This window comes from Microcoleus sp. Pol11C3, from assembly GCF_036701485.1.
Lineage (GTDB): Bacteria > Cyanobacteriota > Cyanobacteriia > Cyanobacteriales > Microcoleaceae > Microcoleus.
Genome location: NZ_JAUBQW010000011.1, coordinates 1 through 15,327, shown reverse-complemented (window position 1 = coordinate 15,327; position 15,327 = coordinate 1). Strand labels below are relative to the sequence as shown.

The 15,327-nt window shown below is 45.2% G+C and carries 11 protein-coding genes and 1 pseudogene; 3 read left to right on the top strand and 9 right to left on the bottom strand.

Annotated elements, in window-relative coordinates; genetic code table 11:
* Window positions 1–280: 280 nt before the first annotated feature.
* The 3 genes and pseudogenes from QUA40_RS04905 to QUA40_RS04895 all read right to left on the bottom strand — a co-directional run bounded on the left by QUA40_RS04905 (window position 281) and on the right by QUA40_RS04895 (window position 3,348).
* A complete protein-coding gene (locus tag QUA40_RS04905; protein WP_333122267.1) occupies window positions 281–1,732 on the bottom strand; it encodes an anthranilate synthase component I in 1,452 nt (483 codons plus the stop codon).
* Between the two features lie 239 nt (window positions 1,733–1,971).
* The gene (locus tag QUA40_RS04900; protein WP_333122264.1) at window positions 1,972–2,313 is read right to left on the bottom strand and encodes an aminotransferase class IV; all 342 of its coding nucleotides are present in this window, start codon (window positions 2,311–2,313) and stop codon (window positions 1,972–1,974) included.
* A 308-nt stretch (window positions 2,314–2,621) separates the two neighbouring features.
* A pseudogene (locus tag QUA40_RS04895) lies at window positions 2,622–3,348 on the bottom strand (IS1 family transposase).
* Between the two features lie 127 nt (window positions 3,349–3,475).
* Between QUA40_RS04895 and QUA40_RS04890 the strand changes: the two are divergent.
* A complete protein-coding gene (locus QUA40_RS04890) occupies window positions 3,476–3,592 on the top strand; it encodes a transposase (protein WP_333122395.1) in 117 nt (38 codons plus the stop codon).
* Between the two features lie 248 nt (window positions 3,593–3,840).
* Here the strand turns inward: QUA40_RS04890 and QUA40_RS04885 are convergent, their stop codons facing one another.
* The 5 genes from QUA40_RS04885 to QUA40_RS04865 form a co-directional block, all read right to left on the bottom strand.
* A complete protein-coding gene (locus QUA40_RS04885; RefSeq protein ID WP_333122261.1) occupies window positions 3,841–5,571 on the bottom strand; it encodes a M10 family metallopeptidase C-terminal domain-containing protein in 1,731 nt (576 codons plus the stop codon).
* 332 nt (window positions 5,572–5,903) lie between these two features.
* A complete protein-coding gene (locus QUA40_RS04880) occupies window positions 5,904–7,124 on the bottom strand; it encodes an ABC transporter permease (RefSeq protein WP_333122258.1) in 1,221 nt (406 codons plus the stop codon).
* A gap of 152 nt (window positions 7,125–7,276) precedes the next feature.
* Entirely contained in the window at window positions 7,277–8,494 is a 1,218-nt protein-coding gene (locus QUA40_RS04875; protein WP_333122255.1) for an ABC transporter permease, read from the bottom strand.
* Window positions 8,495–8,694: 200 nt separating this feature from the next.
* A complete protein-coding gene (locus QUA40_RS04870; protein ID WP_333122252.1) occupies window positions 8,695–10,563 on the bottom strand; it encodes an efflux RND transporter periplasmic adaptor subunit in 1,869 nt (622 codons plus the stop codon).
* Between the two features lie 247 nt (window positions 10,564–10,810).
* Entirely contained in the window at window positions 10,811–11,068 is a 258-nt protein-coding gene (locus QUA40_RS04865) for a hypothetical protein (protein WP_333122250.1), read from the bottom strand.
* A 66-nt stretch (window positions 11,069–11,134) separates the two neighbouring features.
* Here QUA40_RS04865 and QUA40_RS04860 point away from each other — a divergent pair, with 66 nt between their 5' ends.
* Window positions 11,135–11,545 carry a hypothetical protein gene (locus QUA40_RS04860; RefSeq protein WP_333122249.1) on the top strand — a complete coding sequence of 137 codons (411 nt, stop codon included), beginning with the start codon at window positions 11,135–11,137 and terminating at the stop codon, window positions 11,543–11,545.
* Between the two features lie 11 nt (window positions 11,546–11,556).
* On the opposite strand, the gene QUA40_RS04855 is transcribed toward QUA40_RS04860, so the two are convergent.
* Window positions 11,557–12,567, bottom strand: a complete 1,011-nt coding sequence (locus tag QUA40_RS04855; RefSeq protein WP_333122247.1) for an ABC transporter permease — start codon at window positions 12,565–12,567, stop codon at window positions 11,557–11,559.
* A gap of 365 nt (window positions 12,568–12,932) precedes the next feature.
* Between QUA40_RS04855 and QUA40_RS04850 the strand changes: the two genes are divergently transcribed.
* Entirely contained in the window at window positions 12,933–15,152 is a 2,220-nt protein-coding gene (locus QUA40_RS04850; protein ID WP_333122244.1) for an SBBP repeat-containing protein, read from the top strand.
* Window positions 15,153–15,327 lie beyond the last annotated feature (175 nt).

Here is a 15,327-nt window from a genome sequence, read left to right as displayed (position 1 = left end):
TAATACTACAATAAAAAAAATTTGGTTTTCGATCGATTTCAATTAGCATTACATCAAAAATAATACCATTTTTCCAAAATCCTGCAACAGTAGTTGTAGGGTGCGTCGCACGAAAACAATTCGCGAGCATTTCACGCCAGATATCTCGTGCGACGCACCTTACACATTGGGGAGACGAAGCAAACTCAACAATTGTATTGTAGCAAGCTTTTTTCTAAATGGTATAAATCGCGCTCAAAATCTTCAACACTCTTAACAAGTCGATTTATTTAACACGCATCTAATCAAATCTTTCCGCTAATTTCAAAGCATTAAGTTGAGCTTGAGCTTTATGCAGCGACTCCTGCCATTCCCTTTCTGGATCGCTATCAGCAACAATCCCCGCACCCACTTGTCCCCAAACAATTCCCCCAGTCGTACCGTCACTTTTTGGTGCATATAAAAGGGTGCGAATCAAAATATTTAAATCCAGGTTGCCGCGCCAGTCCAAATAACCGCAGGAACCGTAAAATAAATTTCGCTTCACGGGTTCCAACTCTTCGATAATTTCCAGACAGCGCACTTTCGGACAACCTGTAATCGTACCGCCCGGAAATACCCCTCGAATTAAGTCGATCGCGTCGCAATCTCGTCTTAATGTACCGATAACATTACTGACGAGGTGCATCACGTGACTGTAGCGTTCAATGGTCAGAAATTCGTTAACTTTTACCGAGCCCCATTCACACACCCTCCCGATATCGTTGCGTTCTAAGTCAACTAACATAATATGTTCGGCTCTTTCTTTGATATTCTCTATTAATTCCTGTGCTAAGTGCTCATCTTGAATGTCGGTTAAACCTCGCGGTCGCGTTCCCGCGATCGGTCTAGTATCCACTTTTTTTCCTAATAATTGAACCAGTCTTTCCGGCGAACAACTAACTATCGCCCCCCACGGAGTTTGCCAATAACTTGCAAAAGGCGAAGGATTTATCCGTTGCAAAGCGCGGTAAATTGACCAACTACTGCAATCTGTACGGGCTTCAAACCGCAAAGATAAATTAGCCTGAAAAATATCGCCCGCATGAATATACTTCTGAGCTTTTCGCACTATTTCTTTATACTCACTCTGAGATAGTTGGAAAATAGGAGTAGCGGAATTTTGTTGATAATTTTTCGGTAAATTATTCTCGATTATTTCGGGATCGGTTTGCTCTAATTGATGCTCCATAACATCGAGGTGAGAAGGTTGACTCGCAGCCAACCATAGAATTTGCGTTTGACGGTCTAAAACCGCAAAAGATTCTGGTTCGTACCAACAGCTAACCGGGAAAGGAAGCGGATCGGTATTGAGTTGGGGCAGGTTTTCGATTTCCCATGCTAAATCATAACCTAGCCATCCCAACCAACCCCCAGTAAAAGGAATTTCCGGCGGTACATTCACTGCTAAATTTTGCTTTTGAGAGTCCAAAAGAGCGCGCAAAAAAGGTAAAATTTCACCGACTGGCGATGTCCATAGCTGAGATTTACCCTCAATTATCCGGGGAGAACCTGCACAAATAGAATATCGTGCCAAGTTAGTAGAGGATGTAACTGGACTTTCGAGCAGAACAGCCATATCGCGGGGGGAACAATCCGATATTGAGCTTGCACTGTCGGCAGTTTTACCGAGAAATAAAATTTGAAAAATCTCAGATCCGCTGCGCTCATTTAGGGGAAGCTTTCGCCAATGCCAAGGTTGTATTCGTTTCATAATAGATTGCACTATGGTTAACACTTTCAGGACTTACGCAACGAGTCAATTTTGACACTATCTGTAGTAGTAAGGTGCACAGTCCGCACCTACTCAAATCGATTGAAAGCGTTATTTTAGCCATTACTGACAACTTTCCAAACATCTCGGTTTGCCTCTTTTTTGAGGCGTATCCAACCCCTAACGGAGTTAATGAGAAATAGAGTTTGTGTACTGTGCAAATCATCTAAGGTAATTAATTATTCTCTGATTTTTACCTCCTCTAAAAGTTGAGAACGAAAGGTTCCCGGTAATAAACCGCATTTGACGGGAGGTGTGATTGGACCTGCGGGTGTATCGATCGCAATATTGGCGATCGTGGACTCGGTGATAACTCCATCTTGATTCCACAGAAAGACATCCTGATATTCGGGCTGCGACTCCAAAGCCATTGTATAAGGCAATCGGTAAGTTGTCTTGTGGTAAAGAAATGGGCTTTGAGAAGCGATCGGTTTGTGGGCAATTCCCACAGATGCACCGATTTTTAAGATACCGCTATCTAGCGCTCTTTCATCACTCTGGATAAAATAAAATAACGGCATACCAACTTTCTTTATCCAGAGTCTAATGTTGTAGATCCACGAAATTTATTCATCATATTTAATAGTTCTAGAAATCCGGCTTTTAAGCTAAAAATATCAAAAACCAAGAGCCAAGGCTTGAGGAAATTGTAAAAGACATAGGGTTGAATTATCAGTCGCAAATTATTTAACGTAGATTTCCATCCTCCACTAAAATTCCACCACTCATGCTGACTATATTTTAATGGTTCTTGAGATATACCCTGTGGCTGAACGCAATTTAAGCTGTGGGATTCCTCTTCCACAATCTCGCGTGTGGGGTTGCTGAATCAAGGTATGAATGCCCCAGAAATGGGAAGATCATGAAATTTCACGTAATGTATTAATAACTTAATAGAATGCTTGAGCATTTTTTCACATTTAGAATAACAAAGAGTCTTGCGATGTAGTCGGGCAAAATAATGTCTTAGTCTTGTATTTTCTCCTTCTAAGGAGTGTCCTATAAGTCTTACTGATAATCTGATGCCCATCAGGAATAAACATGGGATATACAGACCATCCATCAGTTACATAAAAGTAGCATTTCCCTGCACTTATTTTGTCCCATAATGGTTCAAATGTCTTAGCACGCTAGATCCCCTAATACTCACCCTAAAATTCCTGGTTGAAAGTGGTCTACCGCTGTCCACAACCAGATATTGTCTGTTTTTTTTTACATAAGTTTGTAATTCATCGAGCTCGCCAACTGGTGGAATGACTTCAGGGTCATAAACATCTGGTAACAGTTCTCCGACTTGTTTTACCCAATTTATTACGCTCGGTATGATGAACTCCCTTAACTCGTTCTATCGCCCGTAAACCCATACCATTGACGTACATTTTTAGGCAATCACGTTTGATGCTCTGGCTATAACCTCGCTGGGGCTCATACTGATTGATGAATTGACGACCACATTGGACACAAATGTGATTCTGTTTTCCTTTCTTCTTGCCGTTTTTACGGATATGGGTTAATTTACATTCGCTTGCATTGCATAAATTATTGCTCCTATTCATACTCTAACTCAGCAACGCCGAGTTTCACAGTTTATTTGAAAAGAGTAATAATTGGGGTGAGGGGATATTATAATTAACCGATTGGTTAAAAAAGGCACCACCATACTATAAAAAGAGTGTATAAACAATCAAAAGATGGTTGGGAGAGATGGTGGGGTATTTTGAAGAAAGAACAACTAATGGGATAGTAGAGGGAATTAATACTAAATTAAAGATTTTAAAAAGGTGTGGTTTTGGATTTTAAAATTTGATAAATTTTGAAATACGGGCATTACTTTTTTGGCATTTTCATAAAAAATGAGCAGCGGTAACTACGGAAGAGCCCTGTTCCACAAAGAGTTTATTTCTTGTGGAACAGGCATCTTGCGGAACGGACAAGATGCCCATTCCACAATAAAATTGAGTTTTGTGGAACGGGCATCTTGCCCGTTCTTGAAAATGATGAAAGATGTAATCTCAAACCAATAATCTTGTAAACCCGCCCCGACTTTCCTAAGCCTTTAAGAAATTCTGGACAACATAATTCCCCACATTTCTACCCGCACTCAAACCATTTACGTTAGCACTCATGAAATGAATGCCTCCGTAAAGGCGACTCATTCCCGATTCATCGGCGGCTTCGCTGAAGTTTTCGTAGGTTCGCAAAGTGTTGATAGATGGATCTCCCCTATCTCCAAAGCCGTAATCCGAACCAAATACAGAACTCATAACAGGATCAGCAGCACCGCTAAAGGTACTGTGGCCCGACGTGTACTCAGGGAACGGCGGAGTAGTTAGCAGCGGAGTCCACAGGGGGTCGGCTGTCGTTTCGGGATTGTTGTCTGTGTCAGCTTGGCGGATAGCTGTCACCGGCCGCCATAAATTGTACTGGTACTTGGTATCCCAGCAGCTAATAGCTGCATCGGCCAGAGAAATATTCAGCAGGGCGAACAAGCGGGCGCTATCTTCTAAAGATTGGCCGGTGAGAGTTGCTGTTTCTTCGGCGATTTGGTTCCAGTGACCCGGAGGCGTAAACGTCCCAGCGCCGTTGGCCCAGAATTTGGCGATTACAGTTTGGTCGGGAGTCCGGGTGAGGCTGTCACTTTTGCCGATTTCTTTGATGTAGTTAACTTCCTCTGCGTACTTGGCGCTGTCGAGGGCGGGGGGGGCCGACGGGCGGAACTGAGAACCGCTAGTCATCGCAAAGGGAGTAACTTCGGCCCACTGTGGCGCTAGCCCTACAGCAAAAGCGGGGGGAGTCGGCACCCAACTACCGGGGTCGGTTTTGGGGGTGTACTGCACTACTTTCGTGATGCCGTCTGTACTCCGAGAACTGATAATTTGGTCGGCAACTTGCTGTCCCAGGGCGATTCCGTCTTGTTTGGCTTTGCCGTCGGTAATTTTAGCTAAAGACGATGCGTATACTTGGTCAAATGTGACTGCTTGCGCTGGGTAAAGGTTGACTAATACGCGGTGGGCGGCCGCGGCGGTGGCTGCTTCTGCTGATGTACCTGCGGGTGGGTCTATTTCCACGAGGTAAGGGGTGTATTTTTTGTCGATGGAGTTAACAGCATCGTAAATGGCTGCGTGAACCATTGCCATGTTGCGGGAGGCGAGGGGAGGCGCGGTGCTGTCTGTCCGCACTGCATTCAGCATGACTCCGTTCCACTCAATGACAGGGTTTCCCGATAGCTGATTTGTAAATTGGTCGCGGTTGATTGTGCCGCTGTTGACTCCCGGCAATACTGCTAAATACTCGCCCGTAAGTTTGTCTTGAATTACGGTGCTGTTGCTGTTGGCACCGGTGCCTTGTTGGATGTTTAAATCTTCAAAGGTGAGGCCGTCTAGCAATCTAATTTTGTCATTGCCGTTGCCGAAGTCGGCGATGTAGTCGGCTTTGGCTACAGTTGGGCCGCCGCTGCCTTTAGCAATGGCAAATATATCATCGCCTGTGCCGCCGCTCATGGTATCGCTGTCTGCGCCACCGTAGAGGGTGTCGTTGCCGGAATCGCCACTAATTAGGTCGTTGCCTTTGCCACCCCAGAGGATGTCGTCGTCATCTCCGCCTAAAATCGTATCGTTGCCTGAGTCACCGCAGATTTTGTCTTTGCCGACATCGCCTTCGAGATAGTCGTCTCCGCTTTTGGCATAAATTATGTCGTTGCCATTTAATCCGTTAAATGTGTCTGGTTGGGTGGTTCCTTGGAGAAAGTCAAAGTTATCAGTAGGGGCGAGGGAGGCCATCTTTATCTATTGGGTAGTTTGAGGAAATTGCAAAAACTTATACTAGATGTAGATGCTTAGGCTTGTTTGCTAGTGATTTAATCTTAGCCTTTCCTCTTAATACGTAAATACCCTGAAGTTAACTTTATTTAATCTTTAATATTTAACTTCTTTTATAAAGTTTCAGACTTTATTTGTCGTGTAAAATACATTATATTTGTCCAATGTTTAAAATTCCACTGGTTTTTTTTATATTTAAACATATCTGTCATGGTTGTTAGAATCAATGTGTAACATTAAGTATATACTTGGATATCTATATACTTAAGTATCCTGGGGTTGTGATTAATTTATTAAGCACTTCTTAAGGCGGCGATCGGGTCTAGTTTGGCTGCTTGGCGGGCGGGGACAACGCCGAAGAACAGGCCGACGGCACCCGATACACTGACAGCAAGGGCGATCGCCACGGGCGAAATACCAGCTTGCAAGGGCGTGAAATTACTTACAAGCAAGATACCGCCGACACCGACGCAAGTACCGACTATCCCTCCGGCAGCGGATAAAATTACAGCTTCGACAATAAATTGAAATAAGATATCTTGTTGGGATGCGCCGATCGCCTTTCTGAGCCCGATTTCCTGAGTGCGTTCGCTGACGGACACCAGCATAATGTTCATAATCCCAATGCCGCCGACTAATAGGGAAATGCTGGCAACCGCAGTTAACATCAGTGTCAGAGCCCCAGAAATCGCACCCATTGTTGCCATTAAATCTTTTTGATTTCTGACTGTAAAGTCATCTTCGGTGGTAACTTTGTGCCGCAGTCTCAGCAGGTTTTCTACCTGAAATTGCGCCGCGTCCATTTGCGATTCATCTTTAATCGAAATAAATACCGACGTGACAGCTAAACCGTAGGGAGATTTGCGCCCCACTATGCGATTGGCCATTGTGGCGATCGGCACAGCCGCCGAGTTATCGTAATTCGTACCAAAAGATGTGCCTTTGGGCGCCAATACTCCAATTACTTTGACGCTGACATTTTTGATCCGCACTTGTTCGCCCAAGGGATTTGTATTGCCAAAAAGTTTCTCCGCTAATTCTGAACCTAGAACTACAACTTGGTTACTTTGCTTAACATCTAGTGCGGTCAAAAACCGCCCTTTTGCCATTTCAAAGCTTCTAACTTCTAGAAATTCTGGAATCGTGCCAAAAATTAGAGCCGAAACATTTTTGTTGCTGTAGCGAACTATTTCGGAACTGTTGAGTTCTGCTGACACGCCTTGAACGGAGGGGACTTGAGTTGCGATCGCCTTAGCATCTTCTACTATCAGTGTTTGAGGCGCATTTGAGATAGCACTTCGCCTAGCGTTGGGAACTCCCGGCCTCACGATTAATACGTTTGTACCGAGGGATTGAACTTGTCCTGCTACAAATTTTTGAGCTCCTTCTCCAATTCCAATCATGGCAATTACTGAGGCGTTGCCGACAATCATCCCGATCATCGTTAAAATGCTGCGAGTTTTGTTTGCTAGCAGGGTTTGACCTGCCATTTTGACACTTTCAATAAAATTCATAGTTTGTTATGAGTTATTAGTTATGAGTGATTTTTATAACAGTCAACCGTGAACAGCCAACAGTCAAGCGTCAACCGTGAACAGTCCACAGTCAACAGTCAACAGTCAACCGTGAACAGTCAACAGTCAACCGTGAACAGTCAACAAACTAATTAAGCACTTCTCAATGCCACAATCGGGTCTAATTTAGCAGCTTGTTTTGCAGGTACGATGCCGAAAAATAAGCCGATGCTGCCGGAAACACCCACAGCAAGTGCGATCGCCATTGGGGAAACACTAGCTTGCAGGGGAGTAAAAGCAGCTACTAAAAGCACGCCACCGATACCGAATCCAGTGCCGATAGCCCCGCCTGCCGCGGACAAAATCACAGACTCGATCATAAACTGAATTAAGATATCTTGCTGAGAAGCTCCGATCGCCTTTCTCAGCCCAATTTCCTTGGTGCGTTCGGTAACAGAAACCAGCATGATATTCATAATCCCGATGCCGCCCACAAACAGCGAAATTGCTGCCACGAAAGCCAACATCAACGTCAAAGCACCAGTAATACTGCCCAAAGTCTTCATCAAATCTTTCTGATTTCGGACAGTAAAATCATCTTCTTTAGTAATTTTATGACGCAATCGGAGCAGATTTTCTATTTGAAATTGGGCCGCTTGCATCATAGTTTCATCTTTGATAGCCACCGAAATAAATGTTACTTTTGTACCGTAGGGAGATGAGCGACCTACGATCCGGTTTGCCATTGTTGTCAGCGGCAAATAAACGTTCATATCTTGATTGTCGCCAAAACTAGACCCCTTTGCCTGCATGACTCCAATCACTTGAAAGGTCGAGTTTTTGATGCGAATGTATTGACCAACTGGCTGTGTATTGCCAAACAATTGTTCGGCTGCTTCCGAGCCTAAAGCAACCACATTTTCTTGTCTTTCTAAATCTAATTTGTTTAAAAATCGACCTTGACCAACATCAAAGCTTCTGACTGTCAGAAATTGTGGGGTAGTTCCCACAATGGAAGACGAAACGTTTTTATTGCGGTAAGTAACCAGTTGACTATCATTGAGAGTTGGTGCGACTTCTTGGACAGAAGAAACTTGAGATGCGATCGCCTCTGCATCTTCCACTACTAAAGTCTGGGGCGGAATCACCGGGCGGCTTTGCGCTTCAGGACTGCCGGGAATAATAAATAGCAAGTTTGATCCCAGAGAGTTAACTTGTCCCGCAATAAATGTTTGAGCTCCTTCCCCGATACCGATCATCGAAATGACAGAAGCATTACCGATGATAATTCCTAACATCGTCAAGGTGCTGCGAAGCTTGTTTGCCATCAAAGTTGTGACAGCCATTTTGACGCTTTCAACAATATCCATAATTCGATTTTGGATTTTAGATTTTAGATTTTAGATTTGCGATTGTCGATGGCAGGGCTTTCGCATTAATACCAAAGAAACCGGGTTTTTTAGCGAATCTTCTGCTTTCAACGAAGGATTATCGTAAAAAACCCGGTTTCTCAAAACCTGTGCAAAAATCGTAGAGTAATGACAACTGTCAACTGTAAACTATCAACTGACTACTTCTGATTCTTGATAATATCCTCCAGCTTTTTACCTTGAGGAAGTTCGGTAAAAACCCGATCGCCCGCCTTAGCACCCTCTAAAATCTGAATCTTGTTACCAATAGTCGAGCCAACCGTAACAGGCTTAAACTTCGGCTGTTGTTTCTCATCAGGAACCAGCACACCTGTTTGACCTTTATTAGTCACAATTGCCACCGTCGGCACAACCAAAGCATTGCTCAGCTTTTGACCGACAAATCTCAAATCTACATTCATTCCCGATTGCAGCGACTCTTTGCCCGTATCAATGGCAACTCGCACTTGAAATAGCGTCACATCCCGTTCCTTAACAGCTTCCGGCGCAATTAATTTAACGCGACCTTTAAAAACTTTATCGGGATAAGCATCAGCCACTATTTCAACTTCTTGGCCCGGTTTAATTTGACTGATATCAGCCTCCGGGACTTTCGCCAAAACTTCCACATCTCTAGCTAGAGCGACAATCGATGTGGAAGTTGCCGAAGTAGCTTCCGATGCCGAAGTTGCCGGAGTTACAAAAGCTCCTTGAATCGCGTATCTTTGGGTAATAATTCCTGCAAAAGGAGCGCGAACTTTCGTATCTTCTAACTGCACTTCTTGAAAGCGGACTTGAGCTTGAGCTTCCTCTAATTCAGCTTTAGCTTGAGCTATTTCTTCCGGGCGAGAACCGTTTTCTTGTGCGGCCAATTGGCTTTTTGCTTCAGCAACTGCTGCTTCGGCTTTGGCGATTTCTTCTGGACGGTTGCCGTTTTCTACTTGCGCTAATTTGCTTTTTGCTTCGGCAACTTCTGCTTCGGCTTGGGCAATTTCTTCCGATCGCGTGCCGTTTTGTAACTGCTTCAATGCTTGCTGCTCGACTTGCACAGCAGCTTGCAGTTGCTGAATTTGCGACTCCCGACTTTCTTGTAGTTGTTGAAGGCGTCTTTGAGATTCTATTAATTTAGCTTGGGCTGTACGATTTTCTTTAATTAATTCATCCAGTTTATCTTTAGCCAGAGCACCTTCTTCCACTAGCGGTCGATTGCGTTCTACCCGTTGAGCTGTTAGTTCGGCTTGGGCTTTACTCGAATCAATTTGCGTTTGTGCTTGGGCAATTTCTTGTTTGACACTACCGGTTTGAGCGTCTGCTAAACGAGCTTGAGCTTGGGCTAAACGAGCTCGCGCTTGGCTGACTTCTTCAACACGGCTGCCGGCTCGCAGTCGCTGCAAGCCTGCTTGAGTTTGCTGCAAGCGGGCTCTGGCTCCTGCCACTTCTTCCACGCGGCTGCCGGCTTGGACTTGCGCGAGACTGGCGTCGGCTTGCTCTAAGCGCGCTCGGGCGCTGGCGATGTCTTCCGATCGATTCCCGGCTTCGATTTTGGCAAGTTTTGCTCGCACGCTGGCTTCGCGGGCTTTAGCTTGAGCTAGTTGAGCTTCTACATCGCGGCTTTCCATGCGGGCAACAATCTGTCCTGCTTCCACTTTATCGCCCTGTTCGACAAATAATTCTGCGATGCGGCCGGAGCCTTTGGGGCTGAGATTCACGCGCTGTACGGGCTGCACCGTGCCGCTAGACGTGATGCGCACCGTGAGGTTTTGCGCTTCCACGGGGACAGTCATAGTGGCGATCGCATCTACTTTCGGCTGCGATCGACTTTTTGCTATATATATGGTGGTCGGTACAGCTAGCAACCCGGCTGCAACCAACCCAATCGCCCACCGCTGCGGTTTGCGCGCGGGTTTCTTCGGAGACTGCTTTTGGGCGGTTTTGTTATCTGCAATTTTAGTCTCTGTGGTCTTGGTGTCTACAGTCTGAGTATCTTCCACCTTGACCTGAGCAGTTTCCTTTTTAGGGCTAACGATCATACCGACTCACCTAATTTAATCTCAGGATTACCTTTAAAGGTAAAATTTTTTCTGATGCTCGGCATCGTCTTTCAGACTCATCCGATCGGGTGAATTTAAAAAAGTTCCCCAACCAGCACCTGTAAACAATTATAGCTAATCTTTGCAATTTATTAAATAATGTTAAGTTTTTTCAGCCTCAAGAGGTGGACTCACACAGAATCACTCCCGGCTGCTGGGAAATAAAAATATATTTTAGTAAATAATATCATTTTTGGGATCTAGGAGCGCGCTTCTCACCAGCGATCGCAACGGGATATGACAGCGGGCGATCGACCGTCACTAGGTCATTGGGGACTCGTGTTAGCGATCGCAGCGGGATCTGCCAGTGAATCGATCGTAACGGCACAATATTAAGACGCTTACTCTCATAAACCAGGCTTCTGCGAGAAATAACAGGTTTGTCCCCGAAGAATCCGCGCAGGAACCCCGTTTCTTGAGTTCGGTGCGTAAATCCTGAATACATATCCGCCTTGTGTCCACAACAGGTTAAAATATTTTTCAAATCCGTTAAAAATGGAAAATCAAAACAATGAATCGTCCTCAAAGCGTTACAGTTTTGGCAATATTGCAGCTAATTAGCGGCATTTTCAGTCTGCTTGACGGCTTGTTTATCTTACTTTTTGCTGGCATTTTTGGCGGTCTCGGTGCGGCTGTCGGCGGGGCAAAAGTTGGCACTGTAATCGGCAGCTTCATTGCAATTTTTGCGGCCATCAGTTTTATTTTAGGCCTTTTTTCCTTACTCTTAACTTGGGGTTTGTTTCAACTAAAAAATTGGGCTTGGACGGGAACTTTAATTGTCCATATCATCGCCACCCTCGCGCAACTGGTCAAAATGTTTGGCAGCGGCGGTACAGCAGTCAATTTTTTAACTCTTGGTTTTGCAGTGGCTAGCATTTACTACCTGCTGCGGCCGGATGTTAAACAAGCATTTCGTGTCTGATTTCCTTTTAATTAACGGTACTGAATTCTCGGATCGAAAAAAGCATAGGAAATATCAACCGCCAGATTAATCAGTACAAAAGTTACAGCCACAAAAATTACTCCTCCTTGGACAATTGGGTAATCCCGCGTCAGAATACCAGTGTAAATCCAAGAACCAATTCCCGGCCACGAGAAAATCGTTTCCGTCAGAATAGCGCCACCTAAAAGAGTGCCGAACTGCAAACCTATAGTTGTAACGATCGGCAAAAACGCATTTTTTAAAGCGTGTTTCAAAATCACCCAATATTCCGGCAATCCCTTAGCCCTCGCAGTGCGGATGTAATCTTGCGAAAGCACTTCTAGCATCGCAGAACGAGTGATGCGAGCGATAATAGCCAGGGGAATAGTTCCTAAAGTCAAGGCTGGCAGGATTAAATGGGCGATCGCATCCCGCAAAGCCGCCAAATCCCACCTCAGCAAAGAATCCACAACATAAACACCCGTAATCGACTTAAAACCCAACCCCAAATCTACACTAATCCGCCCGCTAGGAGGCAGCCATTTGAGATAAACAGCAAACAAATAAATCAACATCAATCCCAACCAATACACCGGTAAAGATACGCCAATTAACGAACCACTCATCGCGAGATTGTCTAGCCAGCTATTTTTCCGAACAGCAGCCAAAATCCCCGCCGGAATTCCGATAAAAAGCGCCACCAACATCGCCACCACAGACAGTTCCAAAGTAGCAGGCCAGCGACTGGTAATTTCATCAATTATCGGAATACCGCTAATAATACTATTTCCCAAATCAAAGCGCAGCAAACTCCATAAAAAAGCCAAATATTGCAAAGGTAAAGGCTGATTCAAACCTAATCTCGCTCTCAACATTTCCACCTGTTCGGGAGTTCCCCGTTCTCCCAAAAGCACTGTAGCTGGATCTCCCGGTATCAAATGCAAAAAAGTAAATACTAGCAGAGTGATTCCCAAAAGGACTGGCAATAGTCCCAACAAACGTTTAACGATATATTGAAACATCAGTTTAGTTAAGTTTTTTCAGCAATCAACAAAAGTAAATTTATGTAAAGTAGGGGAACTAAAGAAAAGAGATTTTTATCAAGAGCGACATACTTATGCACATACTTACGCAGACTTAGGCTGCTGTAAGATTTATTTTATTTTGGGGTAGATTTTGCAGGCGATCGCACCCGACAAAAACGAGCTATCGCACCTTGAACCGGAATCTACGCATTTTGTGACATAAATTAATGGTAGTGGTATTTCGTAAAGGACAGAGTAAAATACTCTATTTTGGAAGTCAGACTGGGTAAGACTCCTCGAAAGGTCGATTATTCTTCATCCTTTACGAAAAGACACTACCAAATTAATTTGTGAGGTGTATCATGCCTTCCTCAACAATATCAGCAGAGACGATTACAGGTGCCGTTGCAGGTACAATCCCTGAAACCACACTGACTATTGGAAAACAAGCGCCTAATTTTGAATGGATCAAGCAATTCGGCACACCCAAAGACGATCAGTTCAAGAGCGCAGCACTTGACAGTGCAGGCAATGTCTATCTGACAGAATACACCTATGGCGATTTGGGTGGCACCAATCCAAGTACAAATACCTGGGTAGCCAAATATGACAGCAGTGGCAGTGAGTTGTTCCTCAACCAGTTAGGGAATGGCAGTAATAACGTCAGCAAAGTGACCGTCGATAGTGCTGGCAATGTTTATCTGACAGGAAGCACTGGTAGCGCTTCACCGCAGGCGGTCTTTAACGAATACGACGCTTGGGTAGCTAAGTATGACAGCAGTGGCAGTCAGTTGTGGCTCAAGCAGTTTGACTACGGAAACTTTAATGACCATCCCTCATGCCTAGCAGTGGATAGTGCTGGCAATGTCTACCTGACAGGAACAAGTGGCTATACAACTTCAGGTAATGGTGGAGGCCCCAAAAGCGCCTGGGTAGCCAAGTATGACGACAGTGGCAACCAGTTGTGGTTGAAGGGTGTCAATTCTGAAAACCGCGACATCTCCGATGGCATAAAAGTGGACAACAGTGGCAATGTCTACCTGACGGGCACAAGCTATAACTTTTCACAAGGCTATCCACCCGAGTTTAAAACCCGGGCAGCCAAGTATGACAGCAATGGCAATCAGTTATGGCTAAAGCAATTGGGGACTGCTGACTTTGACAACCGAGCAACAATATTCCTCTCAGACTTAGCAGTTGATAGTGCTGGCAATCTCTACCTCACGGGAGGAACCAACGGCGCTTTAGGAAGCCCAAATGGAGGCGATCGAGATATTTGGGCAACTAAGTACGACAGCAATGGCAACCGGTTATGGCTGAAGCAATTCGGGACTGCTGAATCTGACTCTCCCTCAGGCTTAGCAGTTGATAGTGCTGGCAATCTCTACCTCACGGGAGGAACCAACGGCGCTTTGGGAGGCCCGAATGCAGGGGGTGAAGATATTTGGGCAACGAAGTACGACAGCAATGGCAACCGGTTATGGCTGAAGCAATTCGGGACTGCGGGAGCTGACTCCTCCTCAGACTTAGCAGTGGATAGCGCTGGCAATCTCTACCTCACGGGAGAAACCAGCGGCGCTTTGGGAGGCCCCAATGCAGGGGGTGAAGATATTTGGGCAACTAAGTACGACAGCAATGGCAACCTGTTGTGGCTGAAGCAATTCGGGACTGCTAAATCTGACTCTCCCTCAAAGTTAGCACTCGATCGCGCTGGCAATCTCTACTTCACGGGAGAAACCAACGGCGCTTTGGGAGGCCCCAACGCAGGAGGTCAAGATATTTGGGTTGCTAAACTCGGCACAATCACTGAGGTAGTCACACCAACGCTGACACCAACACCAACACCAACACCGAGACTAATCTCGACACCTACTCCCACAACAACGCCGACGCCATCACCCGCACCAACTCCTACGACAACTCCTACGCCATCTGTCACGCCAACCCCCACTCAGACATCAACTCCTACGCCATTTGTCACGCCGACACCAACGCAGTCCAACTCTTCTCCAATTATCGGTACTGATGCTGACGATATCCTTGTAGGCGATCGCGGCAATGATACCATCAGCGGTAAACAGGGAAATGATACCCTCGGCGGTCTTGATGGTAACGATCAGATGTATGGTCATCAAGGTAATGATTGTCTCGAAGGTGGCAACGGAGATGATACCCTTTATGGTGGCAAGGGCAATGATTCTTTGCTTGGGGGTAACGGTGAGGATGTTTTATTTGGCGATCGCGGTTTTGACAGTCTCATTGGCGGTGAAGGGAATGATACTCTCTACGGCGGCAAGGGAAATGATACCCTATTTGGCAGCTTGGGAAATGATTGTTTGATTGGAGGTTTGGGGAGCGATCGATTCCTCTTAGGACTTGATGTCGGAACGGATACTATTTTAGACTTTGAAGACGACAAAGATTTACTAAAACTTGTTAGCGGTATCACCTTCTATCAATTAGCAATTACTGAAAGTAACGGTGCAACTTTCATCCGGTTTGTCCCAACAGGAGAAATTTTGGTATCTTTGAGCGGGATATCGGCGAGTCAAATTAATGCTGCCGACTTCACTTTTCTCTAAAAAAAACTGACTCAGCAGCCCGGTTAATATGGAAGCCTTTTTTCTTCCAGATGAGGGTTGAGGAGAGGTGTATCGATCTAATTTATCAATTTTTACTCCTTAGCGGGTGACAAGGCACCTCTAGTCTAAACAGGACAAAGGTTTGAGAGAATGGTAAGGTAAAAAAATAAGGAGC

Excerpts from the sequence above, each read along its gene's own strand:
- QUA40_RS04865 (WP_333122250.1), bottom strand. The coding sequence starts at position 11,068 with ATGTATTCAGGATTTACGCACCGAACTCAAGAAACGGGGTTCCTGCGC.
- QUA40_RS04880 (WP_333122258.1), bottom strand. The coding sequence starts at position 7,124 with ATGAATTTTATTGAAAGTGTCAAAATGGCAGGTCAAACCCTGCTAGCA.
- QUA40_RS04900 (WP_333122264.1), bottom strand. The coding sequence starts at position 2,313 with ATGCCGTTATTTTATTTTATCCAGAGTGATGAAAGAGCGCTAGATAGC.
- QUA40_RS04885 (WP_333122261.1), bottom strand. The coding sequence starts at position 5,571 with ATGGCCTCCCTCGCCCCTACTGATAACTTTGACTTTCTCCAAGGAACC.
- QUA40_RS04875 (WP_333122255.1), bottom strand. The coding sequence starts at position 8,494 with ATGGATATTGTTGAAAGCGTCAAAATGGCTGTCACAACTTTGATGGCA.
- QUA40_RS04860 (WP_333122249.1), top strand. The coding sequence starts at position 11,135 with ATGAATCGTCCTCAAAGCGTTACAGTTTTGGCAATATTGCAGCTAATT.
- QUA40_RS04905 (WP_333122267.1), bottom strand. The coding sequence starts at position 1,732 with ATGAAACGAATACAACCTTGGCATTGGCGAAAGCTTCCCCTAAATGAG.
- QUA40_RS04850 (WP_333122244.1), top strand. The coding sequence starts at position 12,933 with ATGCCTTCCTCAACAATATCAGCAGAGACGATTACAGGTGCCGTTGCA.
- QUA40_RS04855 (WP_333122247.1), bottom strand. The coding sequence starts at position 12,567 with ATGTTTCAATATATCGTTAAACGTTTGTTGGGACTATTGCCAGTCCTT.
- QUA40_RS04870 (WP_333122252.1), bottom strand. The coding sequence starts at position 10,563 with ATGATCGTTAGCCCTAAAAAGGAAACTGCTCAGGTCAAGGTGGAAGAT.